12 protein-coding genes and 1 pseudogene are annotated in these 14,773 nt (G+C 30.8%); 7 read left to right on the forward strand and 6 right to left on the reverse strand.

The features are described from left to right. Nucleotide 1 precedes the first annotated feature (1 nt). From trpB to KA873_RS05640, 5 genes are all read left to right on the forward strand, one after another. Nucleotides 2-1,216 (forward strand): tryptophan synthase subunit beta, encoded by a 1,215-nt coding sequence (gene trpB, locus KA873_RS05620; RefSeq protein ID WP_107384590.1) that lies wholly within the window; start codon nt 2-4, stop codon nt 1,214-1,216. Then, a complete protein-coding gene (gene trpA / locus KA873_RS05625) occupies nt 1,209-1,952 on the forward strand; it encodes a tryptophan synthase subunit alpha (protein WP_107505365.1) in 744 nt (247 codons plus the stop codon). The genes trpB and trpA overlap by 8 nt, the downstream gene beginning before the upstream one ends. Before the next feature lie 120 nt (nt 1,953-2,072). After that, nucleotides 2,073-2,732: a type 1 glutamine amidotransferase domain-containing protein gene (locus KA873_RS05630; protein ID WP_107384592.1), complete on the forward strand. Its 660-nt coding sequence runs from the start codon at nt 2,073-2,075 to the stop codon at nt 2,730-2,732. A gap of 291 nt (nt 2,733-3,023) precedes the next feature. Then, a complete protein-coding gene (locus KA873_RS05635; RefSeq protein WP_107385323.1) occupies nt 3,024-4,283 on the forward strand; it encodes an aminoacyltransferase in 1,260 nt (419 codons plus the stop codon). A gap of 32 nt (nt 4,284-4,315) precedes the next feature. Then, entirely contained in the window at nt 4,316-5,575 is a 1,260-nt protein-coding gene (locus tag KA873_RS05640) for an aminoacyltransferase (RefSeq protein ID WP_107385324.1), read from the forward strand. Between the two features lie 328 nt (nt 5,576-5,903). Here KA873_RS05640 and KA873_RS05645 read toward each other — a convergent pair whose 3' ends face one another. Beyond that, nucleotides 5,904-6,425 carry a DUF308 domain-containing protein gene (locus KA873_RS05645; RefSeq protein WP_107385325.1) on the reverse strand — a complete coding sequence of 174 codons (522 nt, stop codon included), beginning with the start codon at nt 6,423-6,425 and terminating at the stop codon, nt 5,904-5,906. Between the two features lie 224 nt (nt 6,426-6,649). Here KA873_RS05645 and KA873_RS05650 point away from each other — a divergent pair. Next, nucleotides 6,650-7,813: pseudogene (locus KA873_RS05650) on the forward strand (class I SAM-dependent methyltransferase); the annotation flags it as partial. A 947-nt stretch (nt 7,814-8,760) separates the two neighbouring features. Here KA873_RS05650 and KA873_RS05655 read toward each other — a convergent pair. Together KA873_RS05655 and KA873_RS05660 are read right to left on the reverse strand one after the other, a co-directional pair. After that, nucleotides 8,761-9,516 (reverse strand): MerR family transcriptional regulator, encoded by a 756-nt coding sequence (locus KA873_RS05655; protein WP_107385782.1) that lies wholly within the window; start codon nt 9,514-9,516, stop codon nt 8,761-8,763. Nucleotides 9,517-9,704: 188 nt separating this feature from the next. Further along, nucleotides 9,705-10,055: a hypothetical protein gene (locus KA873_RS05660; protein WP_107383945.1), complete on the reverse strand. Its 351-nt coding sequence runs from the start codon at nt 10,053-10,055 to the stop codon at nt 9,705-9,707. A gap of 258 nt (nt 10,056-10,313) precedes the next feature. On the opposite strand from KA873_RS05660, the gene pepF reads away from it, so the two are divergent. Continuing rightward, on the forward strand, nt 10,314-12,134 hold the full coding sequence (gene pepF, locus KA873_RS05665; protein ID WP_107385783.1) for an oligoendopeptidase F: 1,821 nt from the start codon (nt 10,314-10,316) through the stop codon (nt 12,132-12,134). A gap of 105 nt (nt 12,135-12,239) precedes the next feature. On the opposite strand, the gene phoU is transcribed toward pepF, so the two are convergent. From phoU to pstA, 3 genes are all read right to left on the reverse strand, one after another. Further along, entirely contained in the window at nt 12,240-12,884 is a 645-nt protein-coding gene (gene phoU, locus KA873_RS05670) for a phosphate signaling complex protein PhoU (protein WP_019468770.1), read from the reverse strand. 3 nt (nt 12,885-12,887) lie between these two features. Next, the gene (gene pstB, locus KA873_RS05675) at nt 12,888-13,769 is read right to left on the reverse strand and encodes a phosphate ABC transporter ATP-binding protein PstB (protein ID WP_107383943.1); all 882 of its coding nucleotides are present in this window, start codon (nt 13,767-13,769) and stop codon (nt 12,888-12,890) included. 92 nt (nt 13,770-13,861) lie between these two features. Further along, a complete protein-coding gene (gene pstA / locus KA873_RS05680; RefSeq protein WP_107383942.1) occupies nt 13,862-14,773 on the reverse strand; it encodes a phosphate ABC transporter permease PstA in 912 nt (303 codons plus the stop codon).

Genomic DNA, 14,773 nt, shown 5'->3' on the forward strand with positions numbered 1-14,773 from the left:
TATGGTTAAAAACATACAGACAGAAGCAGATGAATTTGGATTTTTTGGCAATTTTGGTGGGCAATATGTCCCAGAAACATTAATGCCAGCAATTCAAGAACTTAAACAAGCTTATGAAAAAGCTAAACTAGATCCTAAGTTTCAAAATGAATTGAATAACTATTTAAAAGATTATGTAGGAAGAGAGACACCATTAACATATGCGGCATCATATACAGAAGCGCTAGGCGGGGCAAAAATATATTTAAAAAGAGAAGATTTGAATCATACTGGTGCCCACAAAATTAATAATGCACTAGGTCAAGCACTTTTAGCTAAAAGAATGGGCAAAAATAAATTAGTTGCAGAAACTGGTGCAGGACAACATGGAGTTGCTAGCGCGACAGCAGCAGCCTTATTTGATATGGAACTCGTGGTGTTTATGGGTGAAGAAGATATCAAACGACAAGAATTGAATGTATTTAGAATGGAATTACTTGGTGCAAAAGTTGAACCCGTGACTGAAGGACAAGGAACGTTATCTGATGCAGTTAATAAGGCGTTACAATATTGGGTAAGTCATGTAGACGATACACATTATTTATTAGGTTCTGCATTAGGACCAGATCCATTCCCGACAATAGTGAGAGATTTCCAAAAAGTTATAGGTACTGAAATCAAAGATCAAATCAAAGAGAAGGAAGGGCGTTTACCAGATGCGATAATTGCATGTGTAGGCGGAGGATCAAATGCTATTGGTACATTTTATCCATTTATTCAAGATGATGTTGCACTTTATGGTGTTGAAGCAGCAGGAGAGGGCATTGATAGTGACAAACATGCACTCGCAATAAATAAAGGTCATGAAGGTATTTTACATGGTACAAAAATGTATTTAATACAAGATGAAAATGGACAGATAGAATTAGCACATTCAATCTCAGCTGGGTTAGATTATCCAGGTGTAGGACCTGAGCATTCATATTATCATGATATTGGAAGAGTTAAATATGCAACTGCTAGTGATAGACAAGCCATGGATGCATTGGTGAAATTTACCCAGGCAGAAGGTATTATACCTGCGATAGAAAGTGCGCATGCATTAAGTTTTGTTGAAGAGCTAGCACCATCTATGGATAAAGACCAAATCATTGTTGTAACTGTGTCAGGACGTGGTGATAAAGATATGGAAACGATTAGAAACTACATGAGACAAGGTGGCGAAAGTAATGCATAAATTATTTATTCCCTATATCATGGGGAACAAAAATTTTATTGAAAATATGAAAATATTAAGTGAATCAGGCGCGGATATTATTGAAGTAGGCGTTCCATTTTCAGATCCAGTAGCTGATGGGCCAGTGATTATGGAAGCTGGAAATAAAGCCATACAACAAGGCGTGAACATCGCATATATTTTTGATGAACTGACTGCACATCGTGATTCTATAAACAGTCAATATGTACTTATGACGTATATCAATATAATTAATCATTATGGAGAAGATGCATTTTTTGATGCATGTGAGAAAGCTGGTGTATATGGATTAATTATACCTGATTTGCCACATGAACTTGTCCAACAATTAAAAGATAGACATCCTCATCGCAAAGTTAATATTATTTCATTAATTGCTATGACAACATCTGATGAACGCATCAATCAAATTTCTGAAAATGCGGAAGGGTTTATCTATACAGTTACAATGAATGCAACAACTGGAGAAAATGGAAAGTTTCATCCAGAACTAAAACGAAAAATTGAAAAAATTAAAAACAAAGCAAATGTACCTGTAGTAGCCGGTTTTGGTATTCGTACTAAAACGCATTTTAGTGACATTAGCGAAGTAGCTGATGGTATAGTCATCGGTAGTGAAATTGTTAAACGGTTTGAACAAGACCAAAAAGAATCGACAATCGCGTATCTAAATTCAATTAGAACAACCCTAGATGATGTACAAATTAATAAATGATGTGTAATGTTTATTTTAGATGGGTATTATTTGAAATAGATAGTCAAAATTGAAACATCGAAATGAATTTGACGTGATTTCAAGTAGATAATAACCTAAATAAATGAAGAGGTGACAATCGTGAATAAAAAAGTTTTATTCGTTATAACAAGTAGAGCACAATATGAAGATGGTACACCAACTGGATTATGGTTGGAAGAGGCAAGTGAACCTTATCATATTTTAACAGAATCAGGTATCGACGTAGATATCGTTTCAATAGAAGGTGGAGAAATACCTTTAGATCCAAATTCAACTCAAAATGACGAATTAACGAAATATGCACAATTTGTAGAAAAAATTAATGATGTGCCTAGTATAGATAACATTAATGTTTCAGATTATGATGCAGTTTACCTACCAGGTGGTCATGGTACAGTATTTGATTTTGCTCATAATCAAAAATTAGCTAATATCTTGTCTGATTTTAAACATGAAGGCAAATTTATAAGTTCTGTATGTCATGGACCAAGTGCATTTGTCGGTGCAAAAGATAAAAATGGTAAATATCTCGTAGAAGGTGTTACTTTAACATCATTTACAGATGATGAAGAACGTACGATGGGACTAGAGAATAAAGTACCATTCTTAACACAAACAGAATTAGAGCAACAGGGCGCTAAATTCGTTACCAAAGATAATTTTACGGAACATGTTGAAACAGATAGTCAATTCATCACTGGTCAAAATCCTCAATCAAGTGTAGCAATCGGTGAAGCATTAAAAGATGCCTTAAAATAGTGGGGTTTTTAAAATAAGTTATATTGGGTAACATGAACTACTAACAAGTAAAAAACTTGTTAGTAGTTTTTATATTTACATAATTAAATTAAGATTTGTGTTTAAATAGTTATTCTTTGTTAGAATAAAAGTAATGCTATAATAAAACAATACATAAATTATAAGTGAATTGTAGCATTTAGTAATTCTAACTAGGGTATCGATTTAGTTTTATAATTGAATATTGTATAATAATTAAGATTAAAGTTTAAACTCGAAATAAAGTACTATAGACAAATAGGAGTATATAAAATGAAATTTACGAATTTAACTGCAAAAGAGTTTGGTGCATTTGTTGATCACATGCCCAACAGTCATTTCACACAGATGGTAGGGAATTATGAGTTAAAAATTGCAGAAGGCACAGAAACACATTTAGTAGGCGTTAAAAATAATGAAAATGAAGTTATAGCAGCATGTTTATTAACGGCTGTACCAGTTATGAAAATATTTAAATATTTTTATACAAATCGTGGACCAGTGATTGATTTCGAAAATAAAGAACTCGTCCATTATTTTTTCAATGAATTAGCTAAATATGTAAAAAAACATAATGCATTATATTTAAGAGTAGATCCATACTTAGCATATCAATATCGAAATCACGATGGAGATGTATTAGAAAATGCAGGTCATGATTGGATCTTCGATAAAATGAAACAACTTGGTTATAAACATCAAGGGTTTTTAACTGGTTTTGATCCAATTATTCAAATAAGATTCCATTCTGTATTAGACTTAAAAGATAAGACAGCAAAAGATGTACTAAATGATATGGATAGTTTACGTAAACGTAATACGAAAAAAGTTCAAAAAAATGGCGTGAAGGTCAGATTCTTAGGCGAAGATGAATTACCTATTTTCCGTTCGTTTATGGAAGATACTTCAGAATCTAAAGATTTCGATGATAGAGAAGACAGTTTCTATTACAATAGGTTAAAGTATTATAAGAATCGTGTATTGGTGCCATTAGCTTATATGGATTTTGAAGCATATATCGATGAACTCAAGTCAGAGCGTGAAGTGTTAAGTAAAGATATCAACAAAGCGCTTAAAGATATAGAAAAACGTCCTGAAAATAAAAAAGCATATAATAAAAAAGAAAATTTAGAAAAACAACTTATTGCAAATCAGCAAAAAATTGATGAAGCTAAGTCATTACAAGAACAACACGGTAATGAATTACCAATTTCAGCAGCATTCTTTATTGTTAATCCGTACGAAGTAGTGTATTACGCTGGAGGAACATCTAACGAATTTAGACATTTTGCGGGAAGCTATGCAATACAATGGAAAATGATAAATTATGCAATCGATAATAATATTGATAGATATAACTTCTATGGCGTTAGTGGTGATTTTTCAGAAGATGCAGAAGATGCAGGTGTTGTTAAATTTAAAAAAGGCTTCAACGCTGATGTAGTTGAATATGTTGGTGATTTTATAAAACCAATAAATAAACCAATGTACAAAATTTATACAATGTTAAAGGGATTAAAAGATAAAAAGTAATACGTATTATATTTAGAAAGGAACTAGCTATAATGAAATTTACAGAGTTAACTGTCAAAGAATATGACAATTTTGTACAAAATCCAGCTTTAGAGAGTCATTACTTTCAAGTAAAGGAAAATATAGCTACTAGAGAAGAAGATGGTTTTCAAGTTGTTTTATTAGGCTTAAAAGATGATGATAATCAAGTTATCGCAGCTAGTCTTTTCTCTAAAATCCCAACTATGGGTAGCTATGTATATTATTCAAACCGTGGTCCAGTCATGGATTATAATGATTTAGGTTTAGTTGATTTCTATTTACGTGAATTAGATACTTACCTTCAAAAACAAAATTGTTTATATGTGAAAATGGATCCTTATTGGATATACCAAATTTATGATAAAGATATTAATCCAATGCCTGATTATCAAGAAAATGATGCGCTTGTTAATTTATTTAAATCACATGGATATACGCATCATGGTTTTACAACAGAATATGATACATCAAGTCAAGTTAGATGGATGGGTGTACTTAATTTAGATGGTAAATCACCAGCATCATTAAAAAAACAATTTGATAGCCAAAGAAAACGAAATATTAATAAAGCGATTAATTTTGGCGTGAAAGTAAGATTTTTAGAAAGAGATGAATTTGACATCTTTTTATCACTCTATCGTGAAACTGAAAAACGAGCTGGTTTTGTATCAAAAACGGATGAATATTTCTATAATTTCATAGATAATTATGGGGATAAAGCTTTAATTCCTCTAGCTTATATTGATTTAGATGAATATATTACGAATACGCAAGAAAGTATTAATGAAAAAGAAGCGCGTAGGGATCAAATGATGCAAAATGAAAATAAATCTGATAAGCAATTGAAAAAAATTGCTGAAATCGATAAACAAATTGAGCATGATAAAAAAGAATTATTACATGCGAGTGAATTAAGACAGACAGATGGCTCTATCTTGAATCTTGCAGCAGGCGTATATTTTGCTAATGCGTATGAAGTGAATTATTTCTCAGGTGGGTCATCTGAAAAATACAATCAATACATGGGACCTTATATGATGCATTGGTTTATGATTAATTATTGTTTTGATCATGGATATGGTCGTTACAATTTCTATGGCTTATCTGGTGACTTCACTGAAAATAGTGAAGACTATGGTGTTTATCGATTTAAACGAGGTTTCGGCGTACAAATCGAAGAATTAATTGGTGATTTTTATAAACCAATCAAAAAAACGAAGTATAAGTTATTCAATACGCTTAACAATATTAGAAAAAAAATTAAAAAATAAAAAGAAAGCATACTGGTATATAAGCCCTAAGCCAGTATGCTTTCTTATGTTCAAAAGAGGTTGAGATATAATGGATTCGCCCAACCTCATTTCACGTAGGACAGAATCTTTTTAATAAAATCAGATTTCTGTCCCACTCCCTTTGCGTGGATTATCATGCGATGTCAATTCTGGTTGTTTTCCACATTTTTAGTATATATCTCACTAATCAGAAGTGCAATATCATTTTATTATATAAACAGGATAGTAAATTAATAAATAATATTATTCAAAAATGTTAGGTTTAAGAAATATTTCTAATATATTAAGAATATCTTTTTGAAAACAATTAACGTAAAGCGTCTATGAGATAAGTTATTCCAATAATAAAGAAAACTGCACTCATAAATACAGCGATAACAACGGCAGCTATCAATGGATTAAACAATAAAATGACACCAAATATAATTTCTATTATGTTTAATATAATAGATACCATATGAAATCGTTTGTTTGCACCTTCTGCTGACGTAATCGTAAACATATTCAAAAGTGCATTAATAATAAACCATATGGCAAATAAATAAACAATAAATGTTGTACTTGTTACTACATTAAATAATATAAGTATACCAATAATGATGTTGATAATACCTAAGATAATAAGTAAACTCGAACCATTTTGCGTGGCTTGTTTCATAATACGCCTTACAAAAATTTCAATGAAGCCATTAATTATAAATAAAATACCAATTAACCAAGTAATGGCAAATAAATTTTCTTCAGGAAAACTAATGATAAAAACGCCTATAATCAAGAAGAAAACACCTATTAATAAACTGGACCATTTAATACCTGATTTTTGTTGCATGTTTTTCACTCCAATCTCAATAATATTTACCCAAAATGAAAGTATTCAACACTTTAGTAAATAATAATATTATTATGTTAACAAAAACGAATAACAAAGTAACCTGTTTTGTTTGATTTAATAAATATTTAGGTCCAATCTATAATATATAGGGTTTGAAAATTAAGTATTCGTTTTAGGAGTGTATGATCAGTGGGAATTTCGATTCAAAAATCAATTTATAAAAACTATTAAAAAATTTAGCAACTGAGCCGTTTAATGTAACATTTTGGGATGGTTCAACCGTACATTATAATGACGGAATTGCTAAATTTCATTTGACTTTCAATAGACCGTTAAATAAAAAACTGTTAAAAGCAAATCCGATGATTGCATTAGCAGAAGGCTATATGGATAAGAATATTGAAGTCAGTGGTGATTTAGAATTTATTATGGCGTCCATCTTTTCACAACAAAAAAGTTTTATTAATAAACCTAAGAAAAAATATGTACAATCTCGTAAAAAATATAAAAACAATAAAAAAATTGCTAAAGAAAATGCTTCATTTCATTATGATTTAGGTAACGATTTTTATCGCTTATGGTTAGATAAAACGATGAATTATTCTTGTGCATATTTTAAAACGAAAGAAGATTCGTTATATACAGCTCAAGTTAACAAGATTAACCATATATTAAAAAAGCTAAATTTACAGTCTGGACAAAGCTTATTAGATATTGGATCTGGATGGGGACATCTTATTATTGAAGCTGCAAAACAATACAATGTCCAAACATTAGGTATTACATTAAGTAAAGAACAATATATCAAAACAAAAGAACGTATTAAAGCTGAAGGTTTGATCGGTCAAGTGGATGTTAAGTTAATGGATTATAGAGAACTTATTAATGAAAAAAGAACGTTTGATCGTATTGTAAGTGTAGGCATGTTAGAACATGTTGGACATGATCATATTCCTATATTCATGGAAAATACACATAAGTTATTGAACGATGGCGGTGTGGCCTTATTGCATTGTATTACTGGACTTGTTGAAGTAGAAGGTAACGACTTTCTCACTAAATATATCTTTCCCGGAGGTGCAATTCCTTCTATAAGAGCGTTAGTTGACAATATGTCACAAAATAACATAAAAATTGTAGATGTAGAAAGTTTAAGAAGGCATTACACTTTAACTTTACGCAACTGGGCAGAGAATTTTGAAGCAAATCTAGATAAAGTACGAGAGCAATTTGATGAGAGGTTTATAAGAATGTGGCGTTTGTATTTAAATGCATGTGCGGCAAACTTTACATGTGGCGTTTCTGATTTGCACCAGTTTTTAATCACAAAAGGCGTCAATAATGAACTGCCAATGACAAGAGATTATTTATACAAAGATAATTAAAATAAAATTTTCGATCAATAGTATTGAGATTTTACTTTTATCTCAATACTATTGATTTTTTTATGTTATATAAGACAATCATTTAGTTAACGTTATTTATGTTATGTAAACCTATAATTATATATGCTTATTTTTAAACCATAGTTAAGTAAGGATTGTTATAAATGTTATCTGATAGTAATACTCTTATAATTAATAGAAACTATAATTACTTTTAAAAAAACATCTCATTTGAAACGCTGAGAAGTTGATTTCTGAACGTTGAACTTTGCTTTTGTGTATCTATGTAAACATGATTGCAAATGAGCCAAAAATTGATTTATGATAATGTTATTGTCAGTTAGATTACTGTAAATACACGTTGAGGATGGTTAAGAAAAAGGTAGAATACATATAGTGATGTTCACATGAATGCAATAAGATGTGATTATCAATTTTGTATTTGTATCTTAAGTTTTGGTTAAATTAATTAAGGATTTATCATACGATGAACTTTATACTTTTATAAATTAATAGATAAATCAGCATACATATATAAATTAACATTTTAGTTTACATAATATATATTATAGGAAGTTATGTGTGTTTCGATATAAGGGACCTATCATATAATCTTTATGCTATTTACGTTTGTTTTAATTTGTTTTCGTTAGCTTTTTTGAATAACCAATTTCATATCTTACTTGCAGTTTAAATTAGATTATTCGTTATCTACTTTAATAACTGAAATTATTAAGTCACTATGTATTCATTATATATAATTATTTGCATTGTATCTTAAATATGTAACGATACGTATTAGTCTATTAAGTATTTACTATAATCTATTAATCATTATATGAACTCTACAGCTTTATTCATTGATGCTGAAAATATAACTGATAACTTTACATAAAATATATGCCTTTATCAAATCGTAATTTTTTTGATTTAATAAAGGCATATCATTATTGTTTGTTTTTTACATAAACATCTATTGAGTCTTTAATGAATTGAGCAGTGCCTGTTCCAAATTTATCAATATTTACTTTGAATCGTTCGTCTTCGACATACATTTCACCTAAACACTCAAAAATATCTAATGTGTAATTAAAATTTAAGTTTGAATTTAAATAATCATACCATTTTTGTACGTTTGACTGGACCTCGACAGATTCTGGTGGCTGACTTTTTAAATTGGCGAAAGTTGAAAAGATATCATTCATTTCATTTGTTTTTAGAACTTTTTCTTTGTCTGACCATGAGTTAATATGCTGGTTAGCTTTTATAATAGTGCTATCACCCCACTTTTTACGTGCTTCTTCGTCATAGCTTTTAGATAAATTATCAAAATTAAAGCCTTCGAATTTTTCTTCATTGGTCATTGCTATTTCTCCTCTCATATGACGTAATGTTTGATCAATTGTTTGAATCATTTGATCGGTACGGTTTTGTCTTTCAATAAGTAATTGCTTGTGTATTTTTAATGCTTCTTGTCTATCGAAAGACGGGCTATCAATAATTGATTTTATTTTTTTAAGAGAAAAGTCGAGTTCTCTAAAAAATAAAATTTGCTGTAATTTATCTAGGTCTGTTTCTGAATATAGCCGATATCCTGACTTGGACAGTTTCGTTGGATTTAATAAATTAATTTCATCATAGTAATGTAACGTACGCACACTAATACCTACTAAATTGGCTATTTGTTTAACCGTCATTTGCATTTATCTTACCTCCTCATAAAATGACTATAATGCTTAACGGAACGTCAGGGTCAATAATAAATTTTGTATTATTGTTAGCAGTATAATAAAAATAAAAAGTCCCTGAGACAAAATGTGTCTGGGGACTTTCAATATTGGTAGATGAAACAATGAGCTTTGCATTTTTATTCCGATGTTACTTTTAACAATTATTTTTTTCTTTTAAATTCATGTGCTTCGTCTTCAGGCGAGATACCACGTTTTTTCATTTCTTTTAATGCCTTTTTTTCTCGACGTTTACGTCTGAAGTCACGCGTAAAGTACCAAATTAAAAAGCTCATGATTAAACTTAATACCGCCATAAATGCAGCAAAACCTAATAAAGGCTCGTAAGTAATATTTTCAAAATTAGGTATTAAGAATGCAGCAATAGCTAATATAACAAATGTTAAAATTGCAGCTGCAAACCATTTATTTAAAACAAGTGTACAGAATAATGTAACTACTATAACAGCTACTACTGTAATCCATAAAAAATTAGGTAAATCAAAAATAGTCATTTATAGCGCTCCTTATAAAAATCGGCATATTTGTCATTATAACAATAATACTAAATGAAATTATATATCATATCCATCTTGAGTAGTATAATAACATATTAAAATATTGCATTAATCACGTCAAATTAACATTCTTTATACAATTAGATAACTTGTTTTCTTACGCGGGTTTGGTCTATAAACGCACAATTGTATCTTACCAGGTAATTTCATGTATAATTAAACATGAAATTATTATACATGATTAGGAGTGATTAAATGGCAGATACTTTACCACTTAGAAATGAAGTTTCAGCTGAAACAACTTGGGATATTTCAGCTCTATTTTCATCAGATGAAGCATTTTATCAAACTTTAGATAACACCACAGCAGCTGCAAAAACATTTAATGAAAATTATGTTCATCAATTGGATAATCCTACTATTATTGAAAAAGCATTAGCTGTATATTCTGATATACTGGTCCAATTAGATAAAATGGCAAATTATGCAGAATTGAGATTAAGTGTTGATACGTCAAATGAACAAGCACAAACATTAAGTGCTAAATTTTCAAATACTTATGGAAAAATTGCGAGTGAACTATCATTTGTTGAATCAGAAATATTGGAACTTTCTGATGAGGTATTCAATCATTTTATTTCAACATCTAAATACCCACATTATTTAAAAAAATTAAAAGAAAGTAAACCGTATCAACTTAGTCCTGAAGTTGAAAAAACATTAGCAAGTTTATCATCAGTGTTTGAACGTCCTTTTGAACTATATGGTATAACGAAGATGTTAGATATAGATTTTGATTCGTTTGAATATAACGGTAAAACATATCCTTTAGATTATGCTACCTTTGAAAATGAATATGAAGATCATCCAGAAGAAGCATTTAGAAGGATTAGTTTCAAAAAATTTAGCGATGCATTAAATAAGTATCAACATACAACTGCTGCTACATATAATATGCAAGTACAACAAGAAAAAATTGAAGCAGATTTACGTGGTTATGATTCTGTAATTGATTACCTATTACAAGATCAAGAAATTACTCGAGATATGTTTGACCGTCAAATTGATGTTATTATGAGCAATTTAGCGCCTATTATGCAAAAATATGCGAAATTGATTAAACGTGTTCATGGCTTAGAAGTCATGCATTTTGAAGATTTAAAGATATCTATAGATCCTAATTACGAACCAGATATCTCTATTGAAGATTCTAAAAAATATATTTATGGCGCATTAAATGTATTAGGTAAAAATTATTTGAATATGGTTGAAACAGCTTATCAAGATAGATGGATAGATTTTGCTCAGAACAAAGGCAAAGATACTGGTGCGTATTGTGCAAGTCCATATGCTACACATTCGTATATATTTATTTCTTGGACTGGTAAAATGACTGAGACATTTGTTTTAGCACATGAGTTAGGACACGCTGGCCATTTTACGTTAGCACAAAGTTACCAAAATTATTTGGAATCAGAACCATCCATGTATTTTGTAGAGGCACCATCGACAATGAATGAGATGTTAATGGCGAATTATTTATTCGAAAATAGCAGCGATGCTCAATTTAAGCGTTGGGTTATAGGTTCTATCGTTTCTAGAACGTATTATCACAATATGGTAACGCATTTACTAGAAGCAGCGTATCAACGCGAAGTTTATAAAAAAGTTGATAATGGCGAATCGCTGACTGCGCCATTATTAAATCGAATTATGTTGGATGTCTACACTCAATTTTTTGGAGAAAGTGTTAAGTTTACTAAAGGTTCAGAGCTTACATGGATGAGACAACCACATTATTATATGGGATTATATTCGTATACGTATTCTGCTGGCTTAACAATAGGTACAGTTATGTCACAACGTATTCAGCAAGAAGGACAACCTGCTGTGAGTGATTGGTTAAAAACATTGCAAGCAGGTGGCAGTCAATCACCTACTGAATTAGCTCAATTGGCTGGTATTGATATTCGCACTGATCAACCATTAAAATCTACAATTGCATATATAGGTAAATTGGTAGATGAGCTGGAGCAGCTTACAGATGAAATTGAAGCAGACAATCATCAACACTAATAAATATAAATAAAGACATATCTTAAAAAAGCACGATGTCGATAAAATAAGCAAGCCCTGTTTTACAACTGGATGTAGCTTATCTCGACACCGTGCTTTTGTATTTTAGTCATATGATTCGTAACGTTCACCTGTGACAAAGTAAAAAATACTTTCTGCAACATTGCTGATGTGGTCACCGATGCGTTCCAAATGTCTGGCTGCTAGATGTGCTTGTCCTGCAACAAAAGGATCATTATCTATTAAATAAGTTGTATTAACAATATTTTTATATAAATCATCAATATCTTCGTCACGTTCAATAATTTCCTTAATCAAGGTAACATCGTCTCTTTTTACTGCATCATCTAAATCTTTTAACATTAATAATGCAAGTTTACCCATTGTGTTCAATCTTGTAAGCACGTATTCATCGGTGATTTTAGCGCGTAATCTAATTTCTGCAATATTTGCAGCATTATCACCAATTCTTTCAAAATCAGAAGCGATTTTTAATGCAGCCATCATCAACCTTAAATCAGTAGCGATGGGCTGTTGTTTAGTAATTAACATAATTACTTTTTCATTTATTTCTGTTTCTAAGGCATTGATGTCTTTATCGTTCGCAATTGTTTCCCGCGCATAATTTCTATCCTCTTCACTTAACGATTTTAATCCATATTCAATATTATAATATACGTGAAGGCCAAGTCGACGTAAATCTTTCATTAATGCGTCTAATTGGCCTTCATATTTCTCTCTAATAACCATATATTAACCGAAACGACCAGAGATATAATCTTCTGTTTGTTTATCAGATGGGTTAGAGAAGATTTTATCAGTGTCGTCGTATTCATTTACATAACCGTTAAGGAAAAATGCTGTTTTATCAGATACACGCGCAGCTTGTTGCATATTATGTGTAACGATAATGATCGAATATTTTTCTTTTAGTTCTTGTACGAGCTCTTCAACTTTTAACGTTGAAATTGGATCTAACGCAGATGTTGGTTCATCCATTAAAATAACATCTGGTTCAATTGCTAATGTACGTGCAATACAAACACGCTGTTGTTGGCCACCTGATAAGCTATATGCGTTTGTATCTAAGCGGTCTTTTAATTCATCCCATATTGCAGCGCCACGTAAAGATTTTTCTACAATTTCATCAAGAATCTTTTTGTTTTTAATACCATGTATTTTAGGTCCGTATGTGATATTATCATATATTGATTTTGGAAATGGGTTGGGTTGTTGGAACACCATTCCGACATTTGTTCTTAATTTTTCAACTGAATATTTTTCGTCGAAAATATTTTGATCACGGTAAATGATTTTACCTGCTGTTTTAACAGATGGTACAAGTTCCACCATTCTATTTAATGCTTTGATATAAGTAGATTTACCGCAACCTGATGGCCCTATAATAGCAGTGACATTATTTTCTAAGATATCTAGATTTATGTTTTTTAAAGCATGATTATCGCCGTACCATAAATCTAGATTTTTTGTAGAATAGACAATTTTTTTCTCACTATCAGGAATTTTATGTTCTTTGTTATCTGTGTTTCTATCAATGGATGCAATTGGTACTGAATTTTGATTCGTATGTTCCGCTATTTTTGTTTTTTCTTCTTTAATTGTATCTTTAGCCATAATTAAAACTCCTTTTACGGTTATTTTCAAACTATAAATTTATAATTTCTCCCCAAAATAACCGTTTAATTAAATTTGATTTTGAAATAACATTAATATTTTTTACTGTATTTGTTTCTCAAAAATATCGCAATTGCGTTCATTAGCAGTAAAATGACTAGCAAGACAATGATACCGGCAGACGCAACATTTTGGAATTCATCTTGTGGAAGTTTTGCCCAATTGTAAATCGACATAGGTAATGCTTGGAATTGGTCGAATACACTTGAAGGTAAACTTAATAAAACGGTCGGTATACCGATTAGTATGAGCGGTGCAGTTTCACCTAATGCACGTGATAATGCTAGAATGAAACCTGTTAGTATACCTGGAATAGCTGCTGGTAATACAACTCGACGTATTGTTTGCCATTTATTTCCACCTAAGCCATATGAAGCTTCTCTAACCGAATTTGGCACAGATCTGATAGCTTCCTGGCTTGCGACAATAATGACTGGTAAGATTAGTAACGACATGGTTAATGCTGCTGCAAGTACTGAGTTACTTAAAGCAAGTGCTTCTATCCCCATACCTCTTACAAAAATAGTGAGTCCAAGTAAACCAAAAACCACTGAAGGCACGCCGGCTAAGTTTGAAATACTGACTTTAATAAAACTTGTAAATGCATTATCTTTGGCATATTCCTCTAAATAAATTGCTGTACCTACACCTAATACAATTGAAATGGGTATGATTGTAATCATCAACCAAATTGTACCGATTAAACCACCTTTCACACCTGCCATTGAAGGTGTTGAGGACGAGAAATTACTGAAGAATGACGGTGTTAAATGTCCTGCACCTTTAATGAGTGTGTCTATGATTAGAGCTGCTAGAAAAAGTAAGGCTACTAAAGTACATGTAAAAAATGCCCATTTATTGAATTTATTTGTTGCTAATCTACTGGAAAGTTTTTTTTCAACTTTTTGTTGATTAACAAGCGCTTTAGTATTTGTCTCTCCCAT

This window comes from Staphylococcus sp. GDY8P45P, from assembly GCF_017892745.1.
GTDB lineage: Bacteria > Bacillota > Bacilli > Staphylococcales > Staphylococcaceae > Staphylococcus > Staphylococcus cohnii.

Coding starts and splice junctions, on each gene's coding strand:
- trpB (WP_107384590.1), top strand. CDS start 2: ATGGTTAAAAACATACAGACAGAAGCAGATGAATTTGGATTTTTTGGC.
- trpA (WP_107505365.1), top strand. CDS start 1,209: ATGCATAAATTATTTATTCCCTATATCATGGGGAACAAAAATTTTATT.
- KA873_RS05635 (WP_107385323.1), top strand. CDS start 3,024: ATGAAATTTACGAATTTAACTGCAAAAGAGTTTGGTGCATTTGTTGAT.
- KA873_RS05640 (WP_107385324.1), top strand. CDS start 4,316: ATGAAATTTACAGAGTTAACTGTCAAAGAATATGACAATTTTGTACAA.
- KA873_RS05645 (WP_107385325.1), bottom strand. CDS start 6,425: ATGCAACAAAAATCAGGTATTAAATGGTCCAGTTTATTAATAGGTGTT.
- KA873_RS05655 (WP_107385782.1), bottom strand. CDS start 9,516: ATGCAAATGACGGTTAAACAAATAGCCAATTTAGTAGGTATTAGTGTG.
- KA873_RS05660 (WP_107383945.1), bottom strand. CDS start 10,055: ATGACTATTTTTGATTTACCTAATTTTTTATGGATTACAGTAGTAGCT.
- pepF (WP_107385783.1), top strand. CDS start 10,314: ATGGCAGATACTTTACCACTTAGAAATGAAGTTTCAGCTGAAACAACT.
- phoU (WP_019468770.1), bottom strand. CDS start 12,884: ATGGTTATTAGAGAGAAATATGAAGGCCAATTAGACGCATTAATGAAA.
- pstB (WP_107383943.1), bottom strand. CDS start 13,769: ATGGCTAAAGATACAATTAAAGAAGAAAAAACAAAAATAGCGGAACAT.
- pstA (WP_107383942.1), bottom strand. CDS start 14,773: ATGGGAGAGACAAATACTAAAGCGCTTGTTAATCAACAAAAAGTTGAA.